Source organism: Streptomyces abyssalis (assembly GCF_001751365.1).
GTDB lineage: Bacteria > Actinomycetota > Actinomycetes > Streptomycetales > Streptomycetaceae > Streptomyces > Streptomyces abyssalis.
The window spans coordinates 1212593-1227472 of record NZ_LJGT01000038.1; the positions used below are offsets into that span (position 1 = coordinate 1212593).

Below are 14880 nucleotides of genomic sequence, written 5' to 3' on the forward strand. Positions count from 1 at the left end.
GGGATGCGACGAAACCTGGTGCGGAATCCGTCGTGACCGGTCGTGCCGGTCCCTGCACGGGCCGGTTCCCTCCGGCCGTCGGACGGGATGTACCGCTCAGCCCTTCAGACGCGCCATCCAGGCCTCGACGTCCGAACTGCTGCGCGGCAGACCTGCGGAGAGATTCCGGTTGCCGTCGGCCGTGACGAGGATGTCGTCCTCGATGCGCACACCGATTCCGCGGTAGTCCTCCGGGACGGTCAGATCGTCGGGCTGGAAGTACAGTCCGGGCTCCACGGTCAGGCACATGCCGGGCTCCAGCGTGCCCTCGGCGTAGCTCTCGCGGCGTGCGGTGGCGCAGTCGTGCACGTCCAGGCCGAGCATGTGGCCCGTGCCGTGCAGCGTCCAGCGGCGCTGCAGCCCCAGCTCCAGTACGCGTTCGACAGGGCCGTCCAGCAGCCCCCACTCCACGAGTTTCGTGGCGAGAACGCGCTGCGCCGCCAGGTGGAAGTCGAGGTATTTGGCGCCCGGTTTGACGGCGGCGATGCCCGCTTCCTGCGCCTCGTATACCGCGTCGTAGATCTTCCGCTGGAGCGCGGTGAAGCTGCCGCCGACGGGCAGGGTGCGTGTGACGTCGGCGGTGTAGAGGGTGTGCGTCTCGACTCCCGCGTCCAGCAGCAGCAGTTCGCCGGAGCGGACGGCGCCGTCGTTGCGAACCCAGTGCAGCGTCGTGGCGTGCGGGCCTGCCGCGCAGATCGAGCCGTAGCCGATGTCGTTGCCCTCGACGCGTGCGCGGAGGAAGAAGGTGCCCTCGATGTAGCGCTCGGAGGTGGCCTCCGCCCGGTCCAGCACCTTCACGACGTCCTCGAAGCCGCGCACCGTCGACGCGCAGGCCTTCTCCATCTCGCCGATCTCGAAGTCGTCCTTCACCAGGCGCATTTCGGAGAGGAAGACCTGGAACTCGCTGTCGCGTTCGGCGGTGACCTTGTCGGTCAGGGCTGCGTCCACGGCCGAGTCGTAGCCGCGCACCACGCGCACCGGGCCGGTCGCCGCGCGGAGTTCGCCGGTGACGTCGCGGACGTCGGCGCAGTGGATTCCGTACAGCTGCTGCGCCTCGGTGAGGCTGTGGCGGCGGCCCACCCACAGCTCGCCCTGACCGTCCAGCCAGAACTCGCCGTTCTCCCGGTTCGAGCGCGGCAGCAGGTAGAGCGTGGACTGGTGGCCGCTTCCCGCCGGGTCCGGCTCCATGACGAGTACGCCGTCCTCCGTCTGGTCCCCGGTGAGGTACGCGTACTCGACGGAGGCGCGGAAGCTGTACTCGGTGTCGTTGGAGCGGGTCTTGAGGTTGCCCGCGGGGACCACCAGCCGCTCGCCGGGGAAGCGGGCGGAGAGGCGGGCACGCCGGTCGGCCGTGTGCCCTGCCTGCGGGACGGGCTCGAGTCCGCGCAGCTCGGTGTCTGCCCAGCCGGTCTTCATGTTCTCGGCGAGCTCGTCGGAGACGGCCGGGTAGAGGCCGTTCTTCCGCTGCTTGATCGGCTGCTCGTCAGCGGATTCCGCCACGTCTGCCTCCTGGTTCCGGTGTTCGACCGCCTTCCATCGTATGGGGGCCGGGTGGCCCGCGGAAGCCGGTCATGAGGGCCTGCGGCGGCGCCCGCGGGCGGGGCCCGCGCTCCGTACGGACGGGCGGGACGGCAGCAGCGGTCAGCCGGCTGCGAGGCAGGGGCGGACAGGCAGGGGCGGGAAGGCCGGGAGCCTCGGCGGCTCCGGGCAGGCCGGCGGGCGGCGCCTCAGAAGCGGGCGGCCAGCAGGACGACGTCCTCGGAGGCTCCGCCGGGCTGGCCCGGCTGTCCGTGAGCTCCCGGCTGCCCGGCCCGGCCGGGACCGGAGCCGGCGGTGTCACCGGCCGGCAGCGCCGTGTGCAGCACATGGTCGACGAGCGCCTCGGGATCTGCCCGTACGGCGGGCGGCGCGCACTCGGCGGCGGCGTGAAGGCGCGCGAACGCCCGGTCCATCTCCTCGCCCGTGCGGTGCAGCAGCCCGTCGCTGTAGAGCAGCAGCGTCTCCCCCTCGTACAGCGACAGCTCGACGCTCGGCGCCTCCCAGCAGGCCAGCATGCCCAGCGGCGCGGACAGCGTCGTCTCCACGTACTCGGTGCGGTGCTCCCCGACGATGAGCGGGGGGCAGTGACCGGCGCCGGCGAGCAGGATGCGGCGCACGGACGGTTCGGCGTACGCGAAGAGCGCCGTGGCGGAACGGGCGGGCTCCGTCAGGCGCAGCAGCAGCTCCAGGTCGGAGAGCACGGCGACCGGATCCTCGCCCTCCATCACCGCGTACGCGCGTAGCGAGGCGCGCAGCCGCCCCATCGCCGCGACCGTGCCGGGGCCGCTGCCGGTGACGCCGCCCACGGAGAGGCCGAGTGCGCCCTCGGGAAGCGGCAGCGCGTCGTACCAGTCGCCGCCGCCCCCGGGGCCCGTCAGATGCCGTACGGCCATCGCGACGCCGGGCACGCGGGGGAGTCTGCTCGGCAGCAGCCCTTCGCGCAGAGCGCTCAGATCCGCACGCGTGCGGGCGAGTTCGAGGTGGCGGGCGATCTGCTCGCTGGCGCAGCGGAGGTAGAGGCCGAGCAGATGGCGCTGGCGTGCGGTCGGTTCGGCGGGTTCGTCGTAGAGCCAGACGGCGGCTCCGATGCGCGGGGCCTCGGCCGTGGCGATGCGGGTGGCGTAGCTGGCGGCGTAGCCGAGGCGCGCGGCGACCTCGCGGTGGCGGGGGTCGAGCGTGTCGTCGGTGGCGATGTCGGGGTGGGTGATCTCCGGGTACCCCCTGTCCTCGCCGCGGCCGGAGCCGAGGTCGGCGTCCTCGTCCGGGGTGCCGCCGGGGTCGCGCGCGCGCACGGAGTCGGCGGGCTCCGGGACGGACGGGAGGCCGTCGAGGATCCTCGCGTACGAGGAGGAGTTGCGCGGCACGGTCTCCAGCTCGCCGATGTCGGCACGGCCGAGCCCTAGGCCGATGGTGCGCTCGGGGCTTTCGCTGTCGACGGGTTCGAGTGCGACGAGGCCGCGCTGCGCCCCGACGAGAGTGGCGCCCGCGCGCAGCGTCTCGCGCAGTGCTTCATCGAGAGTGGCGGTGCCGGAGAGGCGCTCCGCGAGTTCCTGAAGGGTCGTCAGATCCGTTACCCAGCTGGCCAGGCGGTCGTGGACCGCCGCGAGCTGCTCCGTCGAAGCGTCGGAGGCAGGGGGCGCAGTCTGCGCTGGCGGAGAGATCACGGGTTTGAATCCGGCCACTTTCGACCGTTGCGGGGCGCTCATGGGAGCGTTCTCCCGCCTTGGTTCCTCTCTCTGCATTGCATCGCAAACCCCCATGTCACGCTGCTCCGCTGGCTATGCACAAGATGTACACGTAGCAGTAACGGGATGTCCAGCATCGTCCTTGCACTACGAATGGTGTCCGTGTGCTGTTGTTGACTGCAGGGGGGCGGGCCGTGGTTGCACAAGGTTGGCGTAAAATCGCCTCTGAGAGACGGCATTTGCTGTCGACTGGAGCAGCCCCGCACATCTGCTCGCTTCCTCGACGCTGAGGAAGCGCAGGCCGGAGCATCGGCACAGCTGTCGCGGGTACGGAACCCGGTGAGGGAGCGACGCGTCTTATGCGGCAGTGGGCCTCCCCCTTTCCGGTTCGGCGGACACGCACAGCCAGCACGGCCAGCACAGGCGCAATACGAAGCGTTATCGAGGGCACCAGCACAGGTGGCGACACGGCACGCCGGAGTCAAGCGGGCGTCGCAGACCGCCGTGTTCCACGCTCGGCTTACGGAATGACCGCGGATTTTTACGCGCAGTGAGTAGTGAGTGACGTGTTGTGATGGGCTGAACGATCTCTGTCGGGACGATCTGTTGGCGTTCACGGAAAGGAACGAGCGCACATGCGCGAGATCCTCGGAAGGCGACGCATGAACCGGTCATCGCTGCGCAACGCGGCGCTGCACTGTGCCACCCGCTGGGAGTGGCCCGTACTTCCCGGCGCGACTCTCACCCCTCCTTCTTCCGCCTCGTCTCCCTCTTCCGGCTCCTCCGGCAGCAGTGCGCACCCTGCCGGACAGCCGCTCTCCGCGGTCTGCTCCTGCCCCGACGCGGAGTGCGTCGTGCCCGGCGCGCACCCCTTCGACCCGGTGCTTCTGGCGGCCACCACGGACCCGCGCATGATCGGCTGGTGGTGGGCCAACAGGCCGGCGGCACCGCTGATTCTCGCCACCGGCGGCTCCGGGCCCTCCGCGCTGAGCCTGCCCGCGATCGCGGGTGCCCGTGCGCTCGCAGAGTTCGACCGGCGCGGTGAGCGCCTCGGGCCGGTCGTCGCGACGCCCACCCGCTTCACGCTGCTCGTCGCGCCGTACGGTCTGGCGGAGCTCGGCGAGCGGCTCTACGCCCATGACTGGGTGCCGAGTTCGCTGCGCTTCCACGGCGACGGCGGCTATGTCGCGCTGCCGCCGTCCCACACGGGCGCGGGCCGCGTGCGGTGGGAACGGGAGCCGGCGGCCGCCGACGGCCAGGACGGCGAGCCTGCCCGTAGGCGGGGCCCTTTCCGTGGCGGCTCGCGCCGCGCGCGGCGCGGCGGTCTCACGCAGGGCGTTCCGTTCCTTCCCCGTATGGAGAGCGTGCTCGACGTCCTCGTCCAGGCGAGCGCCACGGCGCCCGACTCCGGTACGAGCCTTACGTATTGAGGCCGGTGCCGGCTGCCCCGCTGCGCACAGGCGCGTGCGGGGCGGCCCGTCCGCGTCACTCGTACGGGTACGAACTCGCAGGCGCTGTACGGGAAACGGGCGGCCGGGCGGGAGAGCCGGCCCCTTCCGCCCGATATGTTCGCCTCACTGTCCCCGGTCCACCCCGGCCACCTCGGCACCGTCGAGTCGAGCCGGGCAGAGCCGGTCCGCCCCTCTCCCGCCAGTGAGCCTCCCTTCATGCCTCAGCAGCAGCCGCGGTGCCGTACGTCCGCGTCGGACTTCTCCCTGATCACGCTCGCCTGCACCGTCGTGCTCGCCGTCGCGCTGCCCGTCGCGGCCGCCACCGCGGGCGCTGCTCCCCCGGCGGACGGCGGTGGGGTGCCGGAGCGTGTCACGCCCTCGTCGCAGCCGTCGGACGCGCCCTCGGGTCACTCGTCGGCCCGGTCCTCGGCGGCGTCCTCGTCGTCGGCCCCGGGGTCGTCGGCCCCGGGGTCGTCGTCGCCGGGGCGACGGGGCGCGGCGGCCGGCGGCGGTGCGTCCGCGTCGTGCGGTCCCGAACTCACCTCTCCGGAAGGGCTGTCGGGGCAGACCTGCGTCCTGTCGGAGGGTGGCAGCACATGGGCGCGCACGTACTACCGGAACGGCGCCGGCTCACCGCTGAGTGCCGCTCTCACGCTCATGCGTCCGGACGGGAGTTCGCTACGTGCCGACTGCGCGATGACGGCGGATCGTGGAACGAGTGTGTGCGAGACGCCCCGCGAGAAGACCCGCACGGGCGGCCGCGCGTATGCGGCGACGGGGGAGGCCGGCTCCGCGGACGGGGAGCGGCTGCTGCTGCGCTCCGGGAGCAACTTCCCTGCACGCTGAGCGAGTTGGGGAGGCGGGGTCGTCGCGCGAACGGGTGCACCGGACCCGGACATGGAAGAACCCGGTCGCTGGCGACGGGGGATGCACCAGCGACCGGGCTCCTAGAAAGGTAACAAGAGATCGGCTGTTGGCAAATTCGATCGCGCAGATCCGGACGTTGATTTACCTGCCAGTATGCGCATTCAACAGCCGTGTGTGACGCGAGTCACGGTCACACTTTCTCCCTGGGCTCCTTGCGGAACGGTCCCTTCCGGTCAACTCAGAGTGATCTGTCGGTTCATGAGACCGCTGCGTGCACGCCGCTCGTCCGCGGTCAGTACCGTACCGGTGGTAAGCGCCTCGCCCAGCCGTTCGTTGAACTCCGCGGCCGGCTTCTCGCAGTCCTCCGAGGTCATGCCGCTCGGCAGGTCCCACACGGGCACCACGAGACCGTGCGCGCGGAAGGAGCCGACGAGCCGCGTGTCGTCTCCGAGCGAGGACGTGCCCGCGGCGTGCAGCCGCGCGAGCGCGTCCAGCAGCTTCTCCTCCGGATGTGTCATGACCCACCGCAGGTGGTTCTTCTCCGGCGTCTCGCACCAGTACGCGCCCTGCGCGACGGAAAGACGGGCCGTCGGAATCGCGGCCGAATTGGCACGCTCCAGGGACGCAGCGACCTCACCCGTCGCACTGTCGCTCCCGTCCCCCAGCCAGAACTCGAACCCGCTGTGGACCTCCGGCGTGAACGGCGCCTTCAGATCCAGCAGATCCTGCAGCCGCGGCCCTTCGGGCCTGGGGCGTCCCGCGTCGACGGCCGAGCCGGGTTCGGTCTCGAACGCGCGGCCAAGGGTGTCCGCGAGATCGCGGCTGATGTCACCCGAAGAGGTGTCGTTCTGCAGCCCGAGCAGCACTTCCCCGTTGTCGCGGCGCAGCGCAGGCCATGCCATCGGCAGCACGGTGGCAAGCGTCACGGAGGGGACGCCCTCGGGCAGTCCTTCCTTGAGCGTCAGCTGCGCCGTGGCGGCGGGCACGAGTTCGCGCAGCGCGACCCAGTCGGGCTCGCCGGGCAGTCCTTCGAAGGGGCGCCGCACCAGCTCCGTGACGGCGTGCGAGGCGGCACGTCCGTGGCACGCCTTGTAGCGGCGCCCTGAACCGCAGGGGCAGGGCTCGCGTGCACCGACGACGGGAACCTCCCCGTCGACGAGTTGCGGTGCTGTCGCCTTGGGCTGGGGGCGGCGCTTCTTGGCCATGGGGTGCGGTTCTCCAGGTCTCGGTGGGAACGCCTGCTCAGGGATCCGGTGGGGCACCGGACCGTTCGGCAGTCCGTCCGCTCGGTCTGTTCGTCTGCTCGGTCGGCAGACCTGTCAGGGCTGTTGGGCCGTCGGGCCTGCCGGATCTGTCGGGTCTGCTCGCCCGGCGCCGGGCACCCGGATGCGGGCGCCGGACGCGCGCTGCGTCCGCGGGCACCGTTCCGCTCCGTGCCCGGACCGCGTGCCGTGGCTGCGGACCGGCTGCCGGCACGGTGGGCGCGCAGGCCAACTGTCGCCGCGAGCCTAGCCGGTGAGCCCCGGCACGTAAGGCGTTCCGCGTGTCGCCGCCGCCCGGACGGCCTGAACTCCCGGTGCGGGCCCGACGGATGAGCCGTCGGGCCCGGGCATCCGGTTCGCCGCCTCAGCGCCCCTCGTCGGCCGTGGCCAGATCGAAGGCCAGGCCGTCCGTCAGACCGTCCGCGGCGCCCGGGCGGGCGGCCAGCACGACCCAGACGGTGACGCCCCTGGTCGCCTCGTGATCCGGCCGTATTCCGCCCGTGAATTCGTGAAGCTCCTCGCGTACGCCCCAATCACGTGCGAGCGCCCCGATGATGGCCAGGCCGCGGCCTCCGCGGGCACTGATCGAAGGAGTCGCCGGAAGGGGCCGCGTGGGGCCGCCGCCGTCCGTCACGGAAATGGTCAACTCGCCGTCGCCGGCGTGGTTCCAGCTCGCGCGCACGGACTCGTCCTGGCTGAGCGGCCGCGCGTGCCGGCAAGCGTTGCTGAGCAGTTCGGAGAGGACCAGCACCGCGTCGTCGACGACGGATTCCGAAGCTCCGCCCGCCAGCAGGTCGGAGCGCATCCTGCGCCTTGCGGCCCCCACTCCGGCGGGGCCGTGAGGCACGGCCATCGTCGACGAAGCAGGCACGTTCTGTGCCATAACCAACGCCACCCCCGAGACCTCCTTTGCCCCACGCCAATTCGATGAATGCCCCGCGAACGTCTGGCGGAAACCGGCCACGCACGGCTGCTTGACGCATTCCGCGGGATCGAATACAGCACGAATGCGACGGGACACCCCAGGTAAGGGGCATGGAATGAGGGCGAATTGGGCCCCCGGCGACGGGAGCGGGAGGGCGGCGGGTGTGTCGCACCTAACACGAAGACGACAATTCGCCGTCTCAGCGGAGTTGTGACAGCACTTCCTGTGGCCGGTTTGTGATCACCGCGTCCACGCCGAGCATCACGCACAGCTCGACGTCCTCCGGCTCGTTGACCGTCCACACGTGAACCTCGCTGCCGAGGCGGTGCGCCCGCTCCACGTACTCGGGGTGCGCGCGCAGGATGCGCAGGCTCGGCCCGGCGATCCGCACGCCCGCCGGCAGACGTCCGTCGCGGTGGCGCGGCAGCAGCAGCTGCATGAGGTACACGGTCGGGATGTGCGGGGCGGCGGCCCGGATGCGGTGCAGGGAGCGCGCGGAGAAGCTCATCACCCGTACGGAGGGCACCACGGGCCGGTACCTCTCCAGCAGCTCCAGCAGCCGCGCCTCGACCTGACCGGCCCAGCGCGAGGGGTGCTTGGTCTCGATGGCCAGCCCGACGGGGCGCGGCGCGTCGGCCACCAGCTGCAGGAGGCGTTCCAGGGTCAGCACCGAGGTGCGGTCGCCGGCCTCCTGGTCGGGCGACTCGTACGGGTCCTCGTCGGGGCCCTCCTTCTTCCACGAGCCGAAGTCGAGGGCGGCCAGATCGGCGAGTTCGAGGGCGGATACCGCGCCCCGGCCGTTGGACGTGCGGTTGACCCTGCGGTCGTGCACGCACACGAGGTGCCCGTCCGCGGTGAGCCGTACATCGCACTCCAGGGCGTCGGCTCCCGCCTCTATGGCCTTGCGGTAGGCGGCGAGGGTGTGCTCGGGAGCGGCCTCGGAGGCACCGCGGTGCGCGATGACGGATACCGGGCGGGACGGGGTGAGGCGCGACCCGGGCCTGATGTGATTGCTCACCGGGTTATCGTGCCACCGGCGCAAGGGCGGCTGCCGGGGGGTCTGCCACGGAGGACGTCCGGGCGTCCGTATGTCCGCCGTAAAGGACTGGTTTCCCGTCCCGGGCGGCGTCTTACGCCCGTCTGACGCACCATGGGAAAGGCTTTGCACGGATGCCGGAATGCGCGAACGTCCCGGCTTGCGACGGCGTGTAGCTGATGAGGAGATACCTGTGAGCACCGAGAACGAGGGCGCTGCCGCCACGTCGGCGGCGGGGCCTGAACCCACGCCCCCCGCGGTGCACGGCAGAGATGCACGCGAAGCTGCCGCCGGCGCCCCCGATTCCGAAGCCGCCGACCGTCAGGGGCAGAGCATGAGCAAGTCAGAATCCACTCCGCCTGCACCGTCCGCTCCGCCCGCACCGTCCACGCCGCCTGCGCCGCACGCCCATCCGGGTCAGCCGTCGCAGCCGGTGGCCGGCTTCGGCGACCCGGGCGCTCCGGGCGGCGGGCACGGCCAGGGCAGCGGACCGTCCCAGGGCTCGCCCTGGGGAGGCGGCGCACCGGGCGGTCATTCTCCGTACGGCGGTACGGGCGCCGGTGACACGGGCCCCGGCGGACCAGGCTCGGGCGGCCCGGAAGGCCCCGGCGGACCGCAGTACCCGTGGGGTGCCCCGCCGGCGCCGCCCGGACCGCCGCCGGGCGGCAAGCGCGTACCAGGCGGGCTGCTGGCGGCGGTCCTCGTCGGTGCGCTGGTCGCCGGCGGCATCGGCGGGGGCATCGGCTTCTGGGCCGCGGAGCAGGACGAGGGGTCCTCCACCACCATCAGCTCGGGCTCGGACTCGGGGGCGCTGAACCGCTCCCCCAAGTCCGTCGCGGGCATAGCGGGGAAGACGCTGCCCAGCGTCGTCACGATCGAGACCAAGGCAGGCGGCGAGGAGGGCACGGGCACCGGCTTCGTCTTCGACAAGCAGGGCCACATCCTCACGAACAACCACGTGGTGGCCTCCGGCTCCGACGGCGGCGGGCTCTCCGCGACCTTCTCCGACGGCAAGAAGTACGAGGCGGAGGTCGTCGGCAAGGCCCAGGGCTACGACGTCGCGGTCCTCAAGCTCGAGAACGCCGACGACCGCAAGCTCGAGCCGCTCCCCCTCGGCAAGTCCAACGAGGTGAAGGTCGGCGACGCCACCATCGCGATCGGCGCCCCGTTCGGGCTCTCCGGCACCGTGACCACCGGCATCGTCAGCGCCAAGAACCGTCCGGTCGCCTCCAGTGACGGGCAGGGCAGCAACGCCTCGTACATGAACGCGCTGCAGACCGACGCGTCCATCAACCCCGGCAACTCGGGCGGCCCTCTGCTGAACGCACAGGGCGCGGTCATCGGCGTCAACTCGGCGATCCAGTCGGCCGGCGGCGAAGGCGGTCTGGGCCAGGGCCAGTCCGGCAGCATCGGCCTGGGCTTCGCCATCCCGGTCAACCAGGCGAAGCGGGTTGCCACTCAGCTCATCAAGACCGGCACACCCGTCTACCCGGTGATCGGCGCCACCGTCACCATGGACCAGAAGGGCGGTGGTGCGGTCATCGCCGACCGGGGCCAGGGCGGCCAGGCGGCGGTCACGAAGGACGGCCCCGCCGACAAGGCAGGGCTCAAGTCCGGCGACGTCATCACCAAGCTCGACGACACGACGATCGACAGCGGGCCCACCCTGATCGGCACGATCTGGACCCACCAGCCGGGCGAGAAGGTCAAGATCACCTACAAGCGGGACGGCAAGGAGGCCACGACCGACGTGACCCTCGGCTCCCGCAAGGGCGATCAGTGACGCCGTCGGCGGTTCGCTAGGCTGACCCCCGCGTCGCCCCGAGCGGGCGACGCGGGGAGGTGTGCCCGAGCGGCCGAAGGGAACGGTCTTGAAAACCGTCGTGAGGTAACCCCTCACCGTGGGTTCGAATCCCACCGCCTCCGCCGAGGTCAGAGAAGTAGCAGGTCAGAGGGCGCGTCTCCGGTTCGGAGACGCGCCCTTTGCGTGCACTCTGTCTCACCGCGTTCCGCGTATTTCTCGGTGTTGACCAGCCTGTGTGGGCCATCTGTGGGCCAAAAAGGCCCTCCTAATCGAACTGAGCGCTGCTCAGCTGCTTGGGGCAGTAGCCGCAGTTGCGTGAACCAGTAGGCGTGGCACTGGGAGGCACCATTGCGGAGTGTGCGAGCACTTCACCGAACTCGCCGACCCCCATCTCCGCGGCCACGGACAGCGCGAGTCGCTGCGGCTGCTGAACACACCGACGCCGCCAACCTCCGTACGGCCCTGGAGGATTCGGCGCGGCTGGACGACGCCGGCCTGGCGCTGCGCCTCGCGAACGCGACCGAGGCGATGGTGCGTGCCGGAGGTGGGACCTCCGGCACGCTGGGCTAGGCGGAGACCGAGGGCGGGGCCGCGACTGTGGAGGCAGTGACGTACGGAATGCACACCAGTACGAATACGAGGGGAATTACTTGCAGGCCTATTCGGCGACGCACGTGCGCCTTCTTTCGGTATTGTCCTACTTTTGAACCCCGTGGTGCCGGTCCGGCAGGCTCGTGGGGTGGCTCCCCGGTTCGGTCCGAACGCGGGACAGCAGTGATCGGTGCCCCGTAAAGTGCGGGCTGACCTGCGGGTTTCGCAGGTGATCACACAGTAGCACCCACCCTAGGTGCTCATGTCGTCGCCTTGTGTTCCGGAAGAGAGGGTTCCGTTTCGCTGTAGGTCACTGAGCGCCCTCAATGTCTCGATCTCTTCCATCCCGGAGTTGATCTTGCGGCTAAGGGCGAGGCTGGCGTTGAGGTGCCTTCGCGCCTGGGCGAGACGCCCGGTGGTCGCTTCAACCTCGCCCAAGGCCCGAAGAGCCTGGCACTCCTCCAGCGTGGCGCGGATAGTGCGGGCGATGGTCAGCGCGGCGGTGTAGTGGGGAAGTGCCTGCTCGCTCCGGCCCGCAGCGTGGAGTGCTTGGCCGATCCCGATGTGCGCGATGGCTTCGCTGCGGCGGTCGCCGGAGCTGCGTAAAGCCGGAAGCGCCTTGTCGTACAGGCCCAGCGCCTCCTTGGGTCTTCCATGCCTGCACAGTGTGTCGGCGAGGTTCATCTGGAGGATGGCGCACTGCCCGGTACCGACCGGGGCCTGGGACAGGCTGATTGCCTGCCGATAAGCACCGATGGCGCTATCCAGATTGCCTGCTTCCTTGTGCAGTTCCGCAAGGTTGTGGACTGCGACGAACTGCCCGCGTCGGTCGCCGACATCGTGGAAACGCGCTCGGCCGTCAAGGAAATACTTCAATGCGTCCTTGTGACGCTCGAGACCCAGGCAGATCATGCCCAGGACGTTGTAGCTCCTTCCTTGTTGGAGGCGGTCTGTTCCGGCCAGACGGAGCCGGAGCGCGCGTTGTTGGAGGCTAAAGGCATCGGTGTTCTGGGTGGTGTGCCAGCACGTGATGGACTGCTGGTGAAGGGCTTCGGCTTCCAGCTCCTCGTCATCGGTCTGCTGGGCAAGTTTCAGGGCCTCTTGGGCGCTGTGGAGCGCTTCGTCGTAGTAGCCGGCACCGGCGCAGACACCCGCGAGGTCGATCAGAGCGCGGCCCTGAGCTGCACGGTCCCCTGTGGTCTGCCAATGGGTTACGGCCGCTCGGAGAAGGGGGGTTGCGGTGCTGAGGTAGCCCTCGCTGCTCAAGAAGCCGGCCAGTGTGTGGGTGAGCAGAGCCGCCTGCTGTGGTGATCCATGGGTGCGGGCGTATTCGAGTGCGGCCAGCAGGCTGGGCGCTTCGATGGTGAACCACTGCTGAGGATCAGTGTCGTGCCGGACTGGCGGTGCTGTGGCATCGGCGGGCAAGGCGATGCGCAGGCGGTGAGGGTATGCGCGCCGGTCGACCCGGTCGGCAGTGTGCAGGTAGTGGAGCAGCAGCCGATCAAGCGCGTGCTGGTTCTCGGCCGCTGTGTCCTCTTCGGCGAGGGTGGAAGCGTACTCCCGCAGTAGGTCGTGCAGACGGTAACGGTGGGGAGCGGGCTCGGAGATCAGGCAGCAGGCCAGCAGTTCTTCCAGCGCATGCTCGACCTCTTCCAAGGGGAGACCGGCCAGCGAGGCTGCGGCTTCGGGACCGAGTTCGGAACCTATGTGCATGCCGAGCCTGCGGAAGACTCTCTGCTGGGTCGAGGTGAGCGCCTTGTAGGAGATATCGAGCGCAGAGGCCATCGCACCGTGCCGGTCACGGATTTCGGGTAGCCGCCGACGTGCCCGGCTGAAGCGCTCCACAAGGTCGGAGACTCGCCAAGTCGGCCTGGAGAGCAGACGTCTGGCGATGAGAGTCAATGCGAGGGGGAGGTCACCGCACAGACGGGCCAAGGTCGCCGCTCCCCCCGCGTCAGGGGTCTGCTCTTCATCACCGAGCAGGCGTTGAAGTAGAGCGACGGCATCTGTGCGGGAAAGTACGTCCAACGCTAGGTGATGAACGTTGGGGAGACCCGTCAACCGGTGACGGCTGGTGACGAGTATGAAGGAGGAGAAGTCTCCGGCCAGCAGTGGGTAGATCTGCTCCACGCTGGCGGCATCGTCGAGGATGGCGACGAACCGGCGCCCGCGCGCCAAGTTTCGCCACAGTGCGATCAAGCCGTTGAGGTCCTGGGGGACGGCTGCTGGAGGGGTACCGAGAAGACGCAGCAGTTCACCGATGGCCTCTGCGGGGCTCATGGGGGGCAGGTGAGGAGCATGACCGCGCAGCTCGAGGAAGAGCCGCCCGTCGGGGAAGTGCTCGCGTAGCTGATGGGCGGCGTGAACGGCCAGCGCGGTCTTTCCCGAGCCGGGCATGCCGGTCACGGCGGCCGCAGTGAAAGCTGTGCCGTCGGTCTCCTCCACCGCGCTGGCCATCATCCCGGTCAGCTGTTCCAGTTCTGCCTGGCGGCCAACCCACGGCACGTCGGGAGGAAGAGTGTCCGGAATGGGTGCGGGACTGGCGGGAGAGGAGTGCGAGGGAAGCAGCACAGTGACCGGCGTGCGGGCCAGGACGCCACGGTGAATGTGCTGGAGTTCGGCGCCGGGTTCGGAGCCCGATTCCCGCAGGATGTATTGCCGCGTGCGCTGGAGTAAGCGGCTGGCCGCTTCGGTCCGGCCGCATCCGTGGAGCGCGAGGGCAAGCTGACCGGCAAGCGACTCATCCGCTGGCTCATGGTCCGCGAGAGGCTGCAGGCCGGTGATGGCCTCCGCGTAGTGCCCTAAGCGCAGGGCGACCTCCGCCTGCAGCCGGGCGGTAGTCAGGTTTCTTTCCTCGACGAAACTGCGCAGTTGAGCGGCCCAGGCCCCGGGAAGTCCCGCCAGGGGCTCACCACCCCATAATCGGAATGCCTCGTGCACCGCGGCGAGGGCCTCCCTGTCGCTGCCGCCGTCAGCCAGCCAACGGGCCTGATCGAGAAGAATCAGATACCTGCGCAGATCCACCGCATCCGGATCGGCCTGCAGCGTGTAGGTGTGAGAGCTGTTGCTGATGGTGGGCCCGTCGGAGCCGGCCAGGGCCGACAGCGCCTTGCGAATGTGGTGGAGGTGCACATACAGCGCCTCGCGTGGTTTCGCGGGTGGGTGATCATCCCAGACCCGGTGGATGAGAGTGTCCACACTGACCGTCCGGCCAGCATCCCACGCCAAGGCGGCCAAGGTGAGACGTTCCTTGGGTGCTTTGAGCAGGACGCATTCTTCTCCGGCTCGTAACTCAACCGCACCAAGTAGCAGTATGCGGAGTTCCACCAGCGACCTCCCGCCGGTACGGCACGTCCGTCGGTTGAGGATGACACGGGTCACAAACTGTGGCCACGTCCAGCCGACAGGAGGTCCGAAACCCTCTCCATCGCCGAGGTCCCCGTTCGATCCACAGGGACCTCGGGTAGAGGGCACCAAGAAGGCGGGCGGTCGGCAAAACGCTGCTGCATGTGCCCGCACACGTCGCGATGGATAGGGCTGGCCCCGGGGGAAGCACCGTGCGCGAAGCAGAGATGGCAACGGCACTGTTATCGGCCATAATTTCTAGCAGCCCGCTGGGGAGCTCACCGGCCGGAGAGGCCCTGCAGCGGCTGGTGCACATGCACCCCGGGCCCCGCGGGG

Annotated in this window: 9 protein-coding genes and 1 tRNA gene; 4 read left to right on the plus strand and 6 right to left on the minus strand. The window is 70.0% G+C overall.

Annotated elements, in window-relative coordinates; genetic code table 11:
• Nucleotides 1-96: 96 nt before the first annotated feature.
• Complete coding sequence (locus tag AN215_RS12570; RefSeq protein WP_070009189.1) at nt 97-1539, minus strand: aminopeptidase P family protein; 1443 nt, start codon at nt 1537-1539, stop codon at nt 97-99.
• Nucleotides 1540-1766: 227 nt separating this feature from the next.
• A complete protein-coding gene (locus AN215_RS12575; protein ID WP_079122929.1) occupies nt 1767-3338 on the minus strand; it encodes a PP2C family protein-serine/threonine phosphatase in 1572 nt (523 codons plus the stop codon).
• A 560-nt stretch (nt 3339-3898) separates the two neighbouring features.
• On the opposite strand from AN215_RS12575, the gene AN215_RS12580 reads away from it, so the two are divergent.
• Together AN215_RS12580 and AN215_RS29835 are read left to right on the plus strand one after the other, a co-directional pair.
• Complete coding sequence (locus AN215_RS12580; protein WP_070009191.1) at nt 3899-4693, plus strand: bifunctional DNA primase/polymerase; 795 nt, start codon at nt 3899-3901, stop codon at nt 4691-4693.
• A 237-nt stretch (nt 4694-4930) separates the two neighbouring features.
• Nucleotides 4931-5560 (plus strand): hypothetical protein, encoded by a 630-nt coding sequence (locus AN215_RS29835; protein WP_070009533.1) that lies wholly within the window; start codon nt 4931-4933, stop codon nt 5558-5560.
• A 254-nt stretch (nt 5561-5814) separates the two neighbouring features.
• Here the strand turns inward: AN215_RS29835 and AN215_RS12590 are convergent, their stop codons facing one another.
• From AN215_RS12590 to AN215_RS12600, 3 genes are all read right to left on the minus strand, one after another.
• Complete coding sequence (locus tag AN215_RS12590; protein ID WP_070009192.1) at nt 5815-6786, minus strand: DUF5926 family protein; 972 nt, start codon at nt 6784-6786, stop codon at nt 5815-5817.
• Nucleotides 6787-7207: 421 nt separating this feature from the next.
• Nucleotides 7208-7726, minus strand: a complete 519-nt coding sequence (locus AN215_RS12595) for an ATP-binding protein (RefSeq protein WP_171904172.1) — start codon at nt 7724-7726, stop codon at nt 7208-7210.
• 241 nt (nt 7727-7967) lie between these two features.
• Nucleotides 7968-8786: a glycerophosphodiester phosphodiesterase gene (locus tag AN215_RS12600; RefSeq protein WP_070009194.1), complete on the minus strand. Its 819-nt coding sequence runs from the start codon at nt 8784-8786 to the stop codon at nt 7968-7970.
• A 211-nt stretch (nt 8787-8997) separates the two neighbouring features.
• Between AN215_RS12600 and AN215_RS12605 the strand changes: the two genes are divergently transcribed.
• Together AN215_RS12605 and AN215_RS12610 are read left to right on the plus strand one after the other, a co-directional pair.
• Complete coding sequence (locus AN215_RS12605; protein ID WP_070009195.1) at nt 8998-10587, plus strand: S1C family serine protease; 1590 nt, start codon at nt 8998-9000, stop codon at nt 10585-10587.
• 55 nt (nt 10588-10642) lie between these two features.
• Nucleotides 10643-10730: transfer RNA gene (locus tag AN215_RS12610), tRNA-Ser, on the plus strand.
• A 721-nt stretch (nt 10731-11451) separates the two neighbouring features.
• Here AN215_RS12610 and AN215_RS12615 read toward each other — a convergent pair.
• Nucleotides 11452-14784: a tetratricopeptide repeat protein gene (locus AN215_RS12615; RefSeq protein ID WP_079122930.1), complete on the minus strand. Its 3333-nt coding sequence runs from the start codon at nt 14782-14784 to the stop codon at nt 11452-11454.
• Between the last annotated feature and the right edge of the window lie 96 nt (nt 14785-14880).

Coding starts and splice junctions, on each gene's coding strand:
- AN215_RS12575 (WP_079122929.1), bottom strand. CDS start 3,338: ATGGGGGTTTGCGATGCAATGCAGAGAGAGGAACCAAGGCGGGAGAAC.
- AN215_RS12580 (WP_070009191.1), top strand. CDS start 3,899: ATGCGCGAGATCCTCGGAAGGCGACGCATGAACCGGTCATCGCTGCGC.
- AN215_RS29835 (WP_070009533.1), top strand. CDS start 4,931: ATGCCTCAGCAGCAGCCGCGGTGCCGTACGTCCGCGTCGGACTTCTCC.
- AN215_RS12590 (WP_070009192.1), bottom strand. CDS start 6,786: ATGGCCAAGAAGCGCCGCCCCCAGCCCAAGGCGACAGCACCGCAACTC.
- AN215_RS12595 (WP_171904172.1), bottom strand. CDS start 7,726: ATGGCACAGAACGTGCCTGCTTCGTCGACGATGGCCGTGCCTCACGGC.